The 12,655-nt window shown below is 60.6% G+C and carries 8 protein-coding genes; 2 read left to right on the top strand and 6 right to left on the bottom strand.

Annotation, left to right across the window (positions count from 1 at the left end; all coding sequences use genetic code 11):
- Positions 1-441: 441 nt before the first annotated feature.
- From hydA to HB676_RS21945, 3 genes are read right to left on the bottom strand one after another with little or no spacing between them, the layout of a single operon-like run.
- On the bottom strand, positions 442-1,839 hold the full coding sequence (gene hydA / locus HB676_RS21955; protein WP_213740301.1) for a dihydropyrimidinase: 1,398 nt from the start codon (positions 1,837-1,839) through the stop codon (positions 442-444).
- Positions 1,836-2,567 carry an aspartate/glutamate racemase family protein gene (locus HB676_RS21950; RefSeq protein ID WP_213740558.1) on the bottom strand — a complete coding sequence of 244 codons (732 nt, stop codon included), beginning with the start codon at positions 2,565-2,567 and terminating at the stop codon, positions 1,836-1,838. The genes hydA and HB676_RS21950 overlap by 4 nt, the downstream gene beginning before the upstream one ends.
- A 59-nt stretch (positions 2,568-2,626) precedes the next feature.
- Positions 2,627-3,931 (bottom strand): MFS transporter, encoded by a 1,305-nt coding sequence (locus HB676_RS21945; RefSeq protein ID WP_213740300.1) that lies wholly within the window; start codon positions 3,929-3,931, stop codon positions 2,627-2,629.
- Positions 3,932-4,238: 307 nt separating this feature from the next.
- Here HB676_RS21945 and HB676_RS21940 point away from each other — a divergent pair, with 307 nt between their 5' ends.
- A complete protein-coding gene (locus tag HB676_RS21940; RefSeq protein ID WP_213740299.1) occupies positions 4,239-4,988 on the top strand; it encodes an aspartate/glutamate racemase family protein in 750 nt (249 codons plus the stop codon).
- 637 nt (positions 4,989-5,625) lie between these two features.
- On the opposite strand, the gene HB676_RS21935 is transcribed toward HB676_RS21940, so the two are convergent.
- From HB676_RS21935 to HB676_RS21925, 3 genes are all read right to left on the bottom strand, one after another.
- Positions 5,626-6,666, bottom strand: a complete 1,041-nt coding sequence (locus HB676_RS21935) for a 5-methyltetrahydropteroyltriglutamate--homocysteine methyltransferase (RefSeq protein WP_213740298.1) — start codon at positions 6,664-6,666, stop codon at positions 5,626-5,628.
- A gap of 189 nt (positions 6,667-6,855) precedes the next feature.
- Positions 6,856-7,785, bottom strand: coding sequence for a response regulator transcription factor (locus tag HB676_RS21930; RefSeq protein ID WP_213740297.1), 930 nt, complete (start codon positions 7,783-7,785; stop codon positions 6,856-6,858).
- A complete protein-coding gene (locus HB676_RS21925) occupies positions 7,775-11,146 on the bottom strand; it encodes an ATP-binding protein (protein WP_213740295.1) in 3,372 nt (1,123 codons plus the stop codon). The genes HB676_RS21930 and HB676_RS21925 overlap by 11 nt, the downstream gene beginning before the upstream one ends.
- Positions 11,147-11,312: 166 nt before the next feature.
- On the opposite strand from HB676_RS21925, the gene urtA reads away from it, so the two are divergent.
- Positions 11,313-12,572 carry an urea ABC transporter substrate-binding protein gene (gene urtA / locus HB676_RS21920; RefSeq protein ID WP_213740293.1) on the top strand — a complete coding sequence of 420 codons (1,260 nt, stop codon included), beginning with the start codon at positions 11,313-11,315 and terminating at the stop codon, positions 12,570-12,572.
- The last annotated feature ends 83 nt before the right edge of the window (positions 12,573-12,655 follow it).

Here is a 12,655-nt window from a genome sequence, read left to right as displayed (position 1 = left end):
CTGTCTTCACTTACCTCTCCCGCTTGCGGGGGAGGTCGCCGCGCGGAGCGCAGCGGGTGGGGGAAATCTACCCTCCACACTAGCGTTTGCGGGTTCAACCGGGATGATTGTCGACATTTCAGACCGGCATGATCCCCGACAGTTTGGGTTTAGCGGGCTCTTCAGCCGGTTCGTGGAGCCCCTCACGCGGCGGAGCGAACCGGGTGAACAGCCCGCGGTAATCGCCTGGGGCCTCATGGTTCGAGACGTCTCGAAGACGAGGCTCCTCACCATGAGGGTTCAAGATTTAGCCGCACAGAAAGTCCTCATCCTGAGGGGACACCGTAGGCGGCCGTCTCGAAGGATGGCCGCACAAAGACTGCAGGCCCAATCTCTTTCTTCATATGCGATAGCCCTACCCGCAAGCGGGAGAGGGAGCGCACCTACGATGCCATTGTCGCCTTAAGCGCGCACTTCGCGCGTGATGTACCGGCCAAAGTCCTTGCTGCCGACCAGTTTGCCGTGATCGACGATGCGCCGCCCGCGCACCATCGTCAGTTCCGGCCAGCCGGTGATGTCCAGACCCTCATAGGGCGTATAGTCAGACCCATCCTTTAAAAGGTCATGAGTCAACTTCACTTTTTTCTTCGGATCCCAGATCGCGATGTCAGCATCCGATCCGATCGCGATGGTGCCTTTGCGCGGATAGAGACCATAGGTCTTGGCGTGATTGGTCGAGGTCAGCGCGACAAAGCGATTGAGATCGATGCGTCCCTTGACGACACCTTCCGAAAACAGGATCGGCAGTCGGGCTGCGACGCCGGGGATGCCATTGGGGACCCAGCGAAAGCTCGTCTTGCCTTTCGGCGTCAATTTTCCCTGCGGATCATTATAGCGAAACGGGCAGTGATCGGACGAAAACACCGAGAAAACGCCGGTCTGGAGCCCTTCCCAGCACGCGGCCTGGCTCGCCTCATCGCGTGGCGGCGGCGAACAGACGTATTTGGCGCCTTCCATGTTGAGCCCGTCGAGATCGTTTTCGGTCAGCATCAAATATTGCGGGCAGGTTTCGCCGAATACGCGCAAACCCTTGGCCTGCGCCCGGCGGATTTCCTCCATCGCCTCGCGATTTGACACGTGAACGATCATCACGCCGACGTCGACCAGTTCGGCCAGCGATATCGCACGATGCGTCGCCTCCCGCTCGACCACGATCGGCCGCGACGTTGCGTGATACCGCGGCGCGGTTTTGCCGGCCAGTTCGAGACGATCGGTGAGAAAACGAATGGCGTCGTAATTTTCCGCGTGAACCATCACAAGCGCGCCGGTCTCGCGCGCCACGCTCATGACTTCCAGGATCTCGCGATCGTTGAGAGCCAGCCCCTCATAGGTCATGAAAACCTTGAACGAGGTGTATCCATCGGCCACCAGCCCCGGCAATTCCTGACCGAGCACCTGTTCGGTCGGGTCCGAAATAATCATATGGAAGCTGGTGTCGATGTGACAATTGCCTTCGGCTAACGCGTGATAATCCTTCAACGCCTGGCGAAGCGACTGGCCCTTCTCCTGCAGGCAAAACGGCAGGACGGTGGTGTTGCCGCCAAAGGCGGCCGAACGCGTCGCGCTCTCGAAATTATCCGCCATGACGATGTCAGGCCCTGATGGTTGTGAGATATGCACATGGCTGTCGATGCCGCCGGGCAGCACCAGCTTCCCAGTGGCGTCGATGATCTCGTCTGCAGTCCCGAGATCATGGCCGAGGGCGACGATGCGCCCGTCGCGAATGCCGATATCGCAGGAGAACGTGTCGGACGCCGTTGCAATCGTGCCGCCGCGAATGATCGTATCAAATCCGCTCATGTTTGCTTCCATGTTCTGGATGACAGCCGCTTATCGCCAAACAACCGGCCCCAACCGGTTACCCGGGCCGGATCGGCGCCGGCCAACAGCAGGCTCTTCCACACCGTTACGGCGATCGAGTCATAGATCGGAATCCCGAGTTCAACCTCCAGCACCGGAACAAGGGACGCGCCGCGCATATTGGTGCAGACAATGGCGACCGCGTCGCATCCTTCGCGCGCAACGGCCCGGATCATTTCCGATATCGCCTGTTCTTCAACCTCGGCGAAGGAAAAATTATCGCGCAACCCGCTGTGCCGTTCCGCATGACACAACAGACCCGCGGCATTCCAGGTCTCGATGATTTTTGCCTGAACGTCATCGGTATAGGGCGTGACCAGCCCGATCCGCTTCGCGCCGGTCCTTTGGAATATTTCCCGGAACGCCAACACGGACGTGCAGGCCGGAATGCCGCTCGTGGCAACAATGCGTTCGCACAGCCGTTCGTCGCGATCGAGCCCGAGCCAGCTCGCGGAGGTGCCGTTCCAGGCGATGACATCGACCTTGGCATGGGCGAGCAGTTCGGCGGCGCGCAGGATCTCGGTGTCGTCAAATTGCTTCAGCGCTTGTTCGGAGAGTGCGATCTCGGTCACTTTGAAACGGCCGAAATGGACACTGACTTCCGGCAGGTCGGCCACAATGGTGGCGCTAACGGGCTCGAGCACGGTATTTGACGACGGCGTCAACATCCCAAGGCGAATACGGGTATTCACGAGAACTCCAGGGTTCGACGGCAGGCCGATCAGCTTCAAACCGGCAGCTTGCGGCTATAATCGATCGACAGCGAGCATATCAACAGCGCGATGCCGGCGGCGGCGAAGAACATCAGCGCGAGGAAGTAGGAGTCGGTGTATTGGACGATCAGGCCGACAATGATGGGCACCGAAACGCCCGCAATATTGCCACCGAGATTCATGCATCCGCCCAGAAACCCGGCCCGGCTTCGGGAGGCGAGGATCGACGGAATAGCCCAATACATTCCGCACCAGCGCAGAAAGAACAGCGTCGAGGACAACAGCGCGACCACGGCCACGGCGTTCGTCACATAGGCCACCGAAAAGATCGAAATGGTTGCGATGATGGCGGCAAAGCCGAACAGGGTTTTGAAAACCGTATTGGGCTGGCCGCCGCGTGCCCGCCACATGTCTCCGATCTGGCCGCCGACGAGTTCGCCGATAAATCCCGAAAAGAACATGATGAAAAGCGCGCCCCCGAGTTGCTTGATGTCGAGGCCATGGATCTTGAACAGATAGGTCGGCATCCACGTCAACAGACCATAAAACACGGTATTGAAGAACATCCAGCCCAGGCACATGCACCACACCGACCTGTAGGCAAAATAAGCGCCGATGCCACGGCCGGACGGAGCGGGATCGGACAAATCCTCCAGCGCATGGGCGTTTTGAATATGGCTCGCTTCAGCGGCGTTGACCGAGGGATGCTCGGCGGGGCTGTTGCGGATGTACCACCAGGCAAAAGCGCCGCAGAGAACGGTGCCGACGCCGGCAATCACGAACGATATCCGCCATGAATCGAATTCCGCGATCAGGCCGGCGATCACCAGCGCGCCGAGTGCTGCGCCGAGCGGCGCGCCGCCGTCGAGCAAGGTCGCGCCCCGCGCCCGTTCATTGGGTGTCATCCACATCGCATTGAGTTTGCCGCCGGCCGGATAGATCGGCGCTTCCGCAGCACCTAGTCCAAGGCGGGTCAGCAACAGCATGAATGAACTTGTCGAGGCGGCCGCGAGCGCCTGGAACAGGCCCCAGCCGATCGTCGCGGCGGCGATGACGATACGCGGCTTGTATTTGTCCGCCAGCATGCCGCCCGGGATTTGCATGAAGGCGTAAGTCCAGAAAAACGAACTCAGAATAAAGCCTTGGGCCGCGGCATCTAGATTGAACTCTTTGGAAATGATCGGCATCGCCACCGATAGGGAGGCCCGATCGATGTAGTTGATCGAGATCAAGAACAGCATCAGGACGAATATCTTCCAGCGGACAGCGGTCTTTGGCTCCGCGGCCTGCACGGGTGCGGCGTCAGCTTGGACAGTCATTTCAACCCCCAACGAGCCGCGAAGTGATATCCTCTTCGGCGAGGAAAGCGTGCAAGCGGCGGTGCTCGCTCCCCCAGGCATTCTGAAGGTCTTTCTGAGATGCATCAAAATCGGCCTCGACACAAGCCAAGGGGAAGTAAAGTCGAATTGGCGCCGCGTTTGGCTCGCGCCCGCATTGCAATAATTCGATTGCGTGCCCAACGGATTTTTGGAAAGTTGCGGCGCAGTCGCCCGCGGCTGGCTCCCGATATCAGCGAGACGATGAGAGAGCTAACCGAGCGCTAACCTGTCGTGAGGACATCCGGCGATGCGCATTCTGGTGCTCAATCCCAACACGAGCGAATCGATCACGGAGCGGTTGACCGCCGCAGCCAGGAAAGCCGTGGCGCCCGGCACCGTCATTGTTTCGCTGACCGCGCCGCGGGGCGTGCCCTACATCGCAACCCGCGCTGAAGCCCAAATCGGCGGCGCCATTGCACTGGAAATGCTTGCTGAACATCACCGGGATTTCGACGCCGCCATTATCGCGGCGTTCGGCGATCCCGGGCTGTTCGGCGCGCGCGAGCTTTTTGATCTGCCCGTGATCGGATTGGCCGAAGCGTCGATGCTGACGGCGTGCATGCTGGGGCGTCGGTTTGCCATCGTGACCTTTGCCCGCGCGCTGGGCCCCTGGTACGAGGACTGCGTCGATATGCATGGCCTTGGTGGCCGCTGCGCCGGTGTGCGGATGCTGGACGAATCCTTCGTCTCGGTTTCGGATGTTCAGGAAGAGAACGAAGAATTGCTGGTCAGGCTCGCTAACCGTGCGGTGACCGAAGATGGTGCGGATGTCGTTATTCTCGGCGGCGCGCCACTCGCGGGCCTCGCGGAGAAGGTCAGGGATCGCATTCCGGTGCCTGTGGTGGATCAGATGGCGGCGGCGATCAAACAGGCGGAAGCGCTGGCCGTTCTGGGCGCGCGCAAGGCAACCGCCGGAACGTTCCGCCGCCCGGCGGCAAAGCCGACAACCGGATTGGCGGAAGCATTGGCCCTGCGTATCGAACATCGCGACCGGTAGCCGCGGTGCTGATGCCACCAGATTATTTCTGATTTTCCGAAATATTGCTTTCCACGAACCCGAATCAATTTTATATTCCACGCCGTCCCGCCTCATAAGAGGGACGTTTCGCGATCGTCACGAACGTGAGGCGGGATGCGGTGGACGCGGATGCGCCTTTGACGAACGGCGCTGAGGCGGACGGTGAAGTCGTGTGGTCCTGACGCCTCGACGCTGGCGTCAAGTTCTTGAGAAGCAAGCTTCTCAGGGGCGACGGTGGCAAAAGAGCCCGATCGCCGGGGAGAGCGCGAAGTAAGCCGTAAACCATTGCGCGGGGAATGCCGGGTGTTCTCGGTGTGACCTGACTAACGCGTGTGCTTTTTTACTTACGATCTTCGCATACGCGGCAGCGGGCGCACCAGGCGCCCGGTATTCCCTGCGCCCTCTGTATTCAGATGGCGGAGTTTCCTGCACAACTCGGGCGCACGGCGTCGCGGGAACGCGAAGATTTATCCTGACGTCATTGCGAGGAGCGAAGCGACGAAGCAATCCACTCTTTTCTTTCTCTGTGCTGTAAGATGGATTACTTCGCTTCGCTCGCAATGACGGTGTTGAGATTGTCCGGGCTCTTTGAAATTCGAATCTGTAACGCGCTGCCTCAGCTAATCTCCTTGCGCACGATCGCCGCCGCATCGCTCATCGCCTTGAGCTTTCCAAAAGCAACATGGCGCGGCATGTATTTCATGCCGCAATCCGGCGCGGGAATCAGCCGGTCGGCAGCGACGTATTTCAGACCGTGGCGAATCCGGTCGGCGATTACGGCGGCCGTTTCAACGGTGGGATCGCCGAGATCGATCACGCCGAGCATGATCTTCTTGGATGAGAGATCGGCCAGCACGCCGAGATCGAGTTTGGGTTGCGCCGCCTCGATCGAGATTTGCTGGGCGCTGGTGTCGGCGAGTTCGGCCAGAAACGAATAGCCGGTGGGCTTGTTCGAGCCGGCCACAACAGCCGCATAGCCGAAACAGACATGCAGCACGGTCGGGACCGTGATGCCCTGCAAAGCGCGGTTAATCGCCTTGACGGCATAGCGCCTCGCAGCTTCAGGATCCTGGCGAACCCAGGGTTCGTCGAACTGGATTACGTCGGCGCCGGCCTTCTGCAATTCCAGCGCCTCGGCGTTGACGGCGGCGGCAAACGCCATCGCGAGTTCTTCATCGTCCTTGTAGAATTCGTTCTTGGCCTGCTGGCTCATGGTGAACGGGCCGGGCAGCGTGATCTTCGCGGCACGGTCGGTGTTGCGGCGAAGGAACTCCATATCGCGCAGTTCGACCGGGCCGGTGCGGTTGATCTTGCCGACCACGCGGGGCACCGGCGTTTTCAGGCCGGAACGCGAGATGGTCATCGCGGGATTTTCGCTGTCGACCCCCTCGAGCGCGGTGGCAAAACGGTTGGAGTAACTCTCGCGCCGGATTTCGCCGTCGGTGACGATATCGATGCCCGCACGTTCGAGGTCGCGGATCGCGACGACCGTCGCATCGTCCTGGGCCTGTTCGAGATGCGCCTCCGGGATCCGCCAGATTTCGGTCATGCGGGTGCGTGGCACGGATTTGGACAGCATTTCACGGTCCACCAGCCAATCCGGCTGCGGATAGCTTCCAACGACGGTGGTAGGCAACAGGTGTGTCGGTAATGGCAAAGGCTTCAACTCCCGGCGGTGCGCGCGGTTCTTCCGGCGCGGCTTGTTTAGCTGACGTACAGGTATTGGACAAAGTAGATATGGGACAAAGCGCTGCCAGTCCAGAACCGGCCAGGCCGGCCCCGTCGGGCAGCGTTAAGGATCGCCAGCGGCACCCACCGCAGCGCGATCCGGTGGCGGCTTCCAGTCTCAGGAGTTGCGCCGGCCCGTGCTGGTCGCAATGGCGGCGGCGGCAGTGCGATTTTCGACGCCGAGCTTGGCGTAGATCTGCTCGAGGTGCTTATCCACCGTCCGTGGGCTGAGGCCGAGAATCTGGGCGATGTCGCGGTTGGTCTTGCCTTTGCTTAGCCACGACAGCACCTCGCCCTCGCGGGTGGTCAACCCCAATTCGCTGCTGAATTCAGCGGGCGTATCGCCGCCCTGGTCCTTGGCCAGCCGCAGCAGGAATTCATTGGGGGCGAGCTTGCCCATATATTGCAGCCGGAGCTGCTCATTTTCCGGGAACGACGCCGCGGCAGGGGCTTTCGATCCGGCGGCGCCCTTCTGGGTCTGCTCGAGCCATTGCAGCATCGGCTCAGGCAGCACGAACTCGTCGTCCGAGCCGGCCGCAAGATTTTCCGACAGCAGTTTCTGCGCCTGCGGCGTCGCCCATACGATCTTGCCCTGCCGGCTGACGGCGAGCAAAAACCGGCCGGAGACGTCGAGCGCGGCGCGGGCGCTTTGGGTCAATCGCGCATTGGCCAAGTGTACGCGAATCCGCGCCAGCATTTCCTCGATCACGATCGGCTTGGTGACGTAATCGACGCCGCCAGCTTCCAGCCCGCTGACGATGTGCTCGGTCTCGGCGAGGCCAGTCATGAAAATCACAGGCACATTGCTCAGGCCCGCATCGCGCTTGAGGCGGCGGCATGTTTCAAAGCCATCCATGCCCGGCATGACGGCGTCGAGCAGGATGATGTCGGGCGTGATCTGGTCGACGATGCGCATCGCCGCGGCGCCGTCCATCGCGACCATCACCGTCATGCCCGCGCCGTCGAGCGCGTCGGTCAGGAGACGCAGCGTCTCCGGCGAGTCGTCGACGACGAGCGCGACGTCGCGCTTTTTGGTTTCAGTGATCATAGCTGTGCAGCGTTTTGAGGGTTGCCATGTACTGGTCAAGATCGAAGCGGTCGATCAGCGAGCGCATTTGCGAAACGAAGTCGGCGTGTTCGGGATGGTCGGTGCCTATTTCATCGAGCTTGACCTGGATCGCGCGGATGTAGCCCAATTGTCCAAGACCGATCAGCTCCTCGACATGCCTCACCGGCGGGCGCGAGCCGCTCTCCGGCTTCCAGTGCGGCACGGCGACCTGATAGGTTTCATACTGCCATTCGATCTTGAGCAACTGGCGGATCAATTCCAGCAGCCGGGGAATATCGATCGGCTTCATCAGGTAGCCATCATGGAACGGCTGCGCCAGCGGCGCGCCATGCGCTTCCAGCGCACTGGCGGAAACCATCAGGATGCGGGCCTGATGATGCCCGGTGGAACGCAGCGTTTCCGCAACCGTCCAGCCATCCATGCCGGCCATCGAAATATCAAGCAAGAACAGATCCGGCCGGCAATGCTGCGCGAGGGAAAGGCAGGCGGCGCCGTCGGGTGCGCTGAGCAGGATAAAGCCGAGCGGCGTCAGCACCTCGCGCAAGAGGTCGCGCTGGATCGGATCGTCGTCGGTGATCAGGATCGTCTTGCGCGGACCGTGATAGCCGAACACCGGTGCGTCGACCGGCGCAATACGCGTAGGATTGGTCACTTCCGACAGCAGCATTTTCACCTGGAAGGTGCTGCCGGCCCCAACCTTGCTGGTGACCTGGATATCGCCGCCCATCACACCCGCGAGCAACCGGCTGATCGTCAATCCGAGCCCGGTGCCGGTTTGCGGCTGCGAAACGCCGAGCGCGCCGCGTTCGAACGGAGCGAAGATGCGCTCAAGGTCATCAGACTGGATTCCCGGGCCGGTATCGATTACCTCGAACTCGGCGACGGGGCTGCGGTAATGCACGACGAATTGCACGCTGCCGCGCTGGGTGAACTTGATCGCGTTCGACAGCAGATTGATCAGGATCTGGCGCAGGCGCTTTTCGTCGGCATAGACCACGACCGGCAGCACCGCCGGGCGCTTGAAGATGAAATCGATACCCTTGGCTGCGGCCTGCAAGCGGAACATGCCGACGAGTTGATCGAGAAATTCGCTGACGCGAACCTCGTCGCGCGACAGATAAAGCCGGCCGGCTTCGATCTTGGAAATGTCGAGAATGCCGTCGATCAAACCCGACAGATGATCGGCGCTGCGGCGGACCACGCGCACCTGATCGCGTGGCTTGGTGTTCAGGCTCGAATCCTGTTCCAGCAACTGCGCATATCCGGAGATGGCATTCAGCGGCGAACGCAGTTCATGGCTCAATCCGACGACATAGCGGCTCTTGGCGAGGTTGGCCGATTCAGCGACTTCCTTGGCGCGCTGCAATTCGGCGTCGGTGCGCTTGTGGGCGTCGATCTCGTGGATCAAAAGCGTCGTCTGCCGTCTGGTCTCGGCCTCGGCCGCGCGCCGGCTTTGCTGCGCGAGCACGAACAGCCACGCCACCACCCCGATGATGATCGACAGCGCAAAGAACACTTTCCAGAGCACGTCGGAGAGTTGCGTATCATCGACATGAAGCGTCGCCGATGTCTGCAGGTAGATCATGCCGAGCGTCAGCCCAACCAGCCCCGCGGAAACCGCGAACACGCCGAGGTAATGCCCGAGCTGTGAGTTGATCCTTGCATACATCGGCTGCGGCAGCATCTTGCCAAAAGTCTCGGCGACCTGCGCCTGGATCCGCGCATGCGGTTTGCAGAGATCATGGCAGCGCGCATCCAGCGAACAGCACAGCGAGCAGATCGGTCCGGCATAGGCCGGGCACGACGCCATGTCCTCGGGCTCGAACGAATGTTCGCAAATACAGCACTGGATTGCCTGAACGTTTTGCCAACTGCGCTTCGGCTTGCGCGCAATATAATATTTGCCGCCGGTGGCGAAGGCGATCAAGGGCGCGGTAACGAAGGCCACCAGCAGCGCGACGAACGGCGCCAGCGCCTTCGCGGTCGGTCCGAACAGCCCATAGAAGGCGCTGATCGAGACGATGGTCGCGATGGTCATTGCGCCGACGCCGACCGGATTGATGTCGTAGAGATGCGCGCGCTTGAATTCCATGTGCTGCGGGCGCAGGCGAAGCGGCCTGTTGATGACGAGGTCGGCGACCAGCGCGCCGACCCAGGCGATCGCGACATTGGAATAGAGCGCCAGCGTCTGTTCCAGCGCCTTGTAGACGCCGATCTCCATCAGCAGCAGTGCGACCAGCACGTTAAATACCAGCCAGACTACGCGGCCCGGATGGCTGTGGGTGAGGCGGGAAAAGAAGTTCGACCACGCAATCGAACCGGCATAGGCGTTGGTGACGTTGATCTTCAACTGCGACAGGATCACGAAGGTCCCGGTCAGGGCCAGTGCGAGATTCGGCTCCGACAGCACGTAACGAAACGCTTCGAGATACATGTGCGCGGGCTCGGCGGCGTGCTCGGTGGACACACCGTGGCTCAGCGCAAAGAAGGCCAGGAACGATCCGGCCAACAGCTTGAGCGCGCCGAGAATGATCCAGCCCGGGCCGGCGCTTAACAGTGCGATCCACCACGACGTCTTCGACGTTCGCCGGTCGCGCGGAAGAAAGCGCAGAAAGTCGACCTGCTCGCCGATTTGCGCTACCAGCGCGAACACCACCGAGGCGGCGGTGCCGAACAGCAGGAGATCAAGATGTCCTGAGGGGTTGCCGTGTTCGCCGGCAAATTTCGTCCATTCCGCAAAGGAGTGCGGATTGGCATAGGCGATCGCCGCGAACGGCATGATGTGCAGGATGATCCACAGCGGCTGCGTCCACAGCTGGAAGCGGCTGATCAGCGTGATGCCGTGGGTGACCAGGGGAATGATGACGACGGCGCTGATGAGATAGCCGATCGGACGCGGGATTCCGAAACACATCTCCAGTGCGGTCGCGAGGATCACCGCTTCGATCGCAAAGAAGATGAAGGTGAAAGAGGCGTAGATCAGCGAGGTAATGGTCGAGCCGATATAGCCGAAGCCGGCGCCGCGAGTCAGAAGATCAATATCGATGCCGCATTTGGCGGCGTGATAGGCGATCGGCAGCCCGCACAGGAAGATAATGACGCTGACGACCAGAATGGCGGCGGTGGAATTGGTGACACCGTAATTCAGGGTGATGGTGCCGCCGATCGCTTCCAGCGCCAGGAACGAGATCGCGCCCAGAGCGGTGTTGGCAACCCGGGCCGCAGACCAGCGCCGCGCGCTTTTGGCGGTGAAGCGCAGCGCATAATCCTCCAGGGTTTGGTTCGCAACCCATTGATTATACTGGCGTCTTACGCGGTCTATCCGCTGCCGCCCTGCCACTGTGAGCTCCCCCTGCGCTTGAACGATCCGCCTGCAAACCCCGTTTCAAAAATCTACGTCGCTATTTTGCGGTGCAATATACGCGATCTTGCGTATCTGTGCACTGCACAATTTCCACCATCCTAATCTGACCAATAGCGCGTCCTCGAACCAAAATGGGGTAGTCATGTCAGATGAAATCAAGCGGGGTCTGCAGTCCCCGTTCCGGCGCAAACTGCTCATGGGAATGGCCGCATTGCCCGCCATCACCATGTTGCCGCGCCCATCCTTCGCCGATGTTCCGGCGACTTCCGCGATCAACACCACTGGTCTTGCGGTAACCGATACCGAAGTGACCTGCGGCATCCTGCATTCGGCCACCGGCACGATGGCGATTTCGGAAACCGGTTCGATCGAAGCTGAAAAGCTCGCTATCGCGCAGATCAATGAAGCCGGCGGCATCCTCGGCCGCAAGATCAAGTTCATCCAGGAAGACGGCGCCAGCGACTGGCCGACCTTCGCCGAGAAGGCCAAGAAGCTTCTCGTCAACGACAAGGTTGCGGCGATCATGGGTTGCTGGACCTCGGCGTCGCGCAAGGCGGTGCTTCCGGTCGTCGAGCAATATAATGGCATGCTCTATTACCCGACTTTCTACGAAGGCCTCGAGCAGTCCAAGAACGTGATCTACACCGGCCAGGAAGCCACCCAGCAGATTCTCGCTGGCCTGAACTGGATTGCCAAGGAAAAGGGCGCCAAATCGTTTTTCTTTATCGGTTCGGACTACATCTGGCCGCGCACGTCGAACAAGATCGCGCGCAAGCACGTCGAAAACGTGCTCAAGGGCAAGGTCGTCGGCGAAGAATATTATCCGCTCGGCAACACCCAGTTCAATTCGGTGATCAACAAGATCAAGCTGACCAAGCCCGACGTGATCTTCACCGACGTCGTCGGCGGATCGAACGTTGCGTTCTACAAGCAGCTCAAGGCGGCCGGTATCGACCTGTCGAAGCAGGCGCTGCTGACCATCTCGGTGACCGAAGACGAAATCGACGGCATCGGCGGCGAGAACATCGCGGGCGCTTATGCCTGCATGAAGTATTTCGAGTCGCTCGATAATCCGAACAACAAGGCCTTCGTGCCCGCATTCCAGAAGATGTGGGGCGCCAAGACCGTGATCGGTGACGTGACGCAGGCCGCCTATCTCGGCCCGTGGCTGTGGAAATTAACGGCTGAAAAGGCCGGCAGCTTCGACGTCGACAAGATTGCGGCGGCTTCGCCGGGTGTTGAATTCAAGGGTGCGCCGGAAGGCTACGTGCGCATCCACGAAAATCATCACCTCTGGTCGAAGACCCGCGTCGGCAAAGCCAAGCTCGATGGTCAGTTCGAACTGATCTACGAGACCGCCGACCTGGTCGAGCCGGATCCGTTCCCCAAGGGCTACCAGTGATAAGCGCTACCAGTAAGCTGCGCGCAAACCGCTCCCTGGCGTGAGTTTACGATTCACGCTTAAGACCCCCGCGTCGCGAACCT

Origin of the sequence: Bradyrhizobium sp. dw_411, from assembly GCF_018449695.1 — a bacterium.
GTDB lineage: Bacteria > Pseudomonadota > Alphaproteobacteria > Rhizobiales > Xanthobacteraceae > Bradyrhizobium.
Note: the sequence above shows the minus strand (reverse complement) of the source record. Positions and strands in the feature narration are given on the sequence as shown.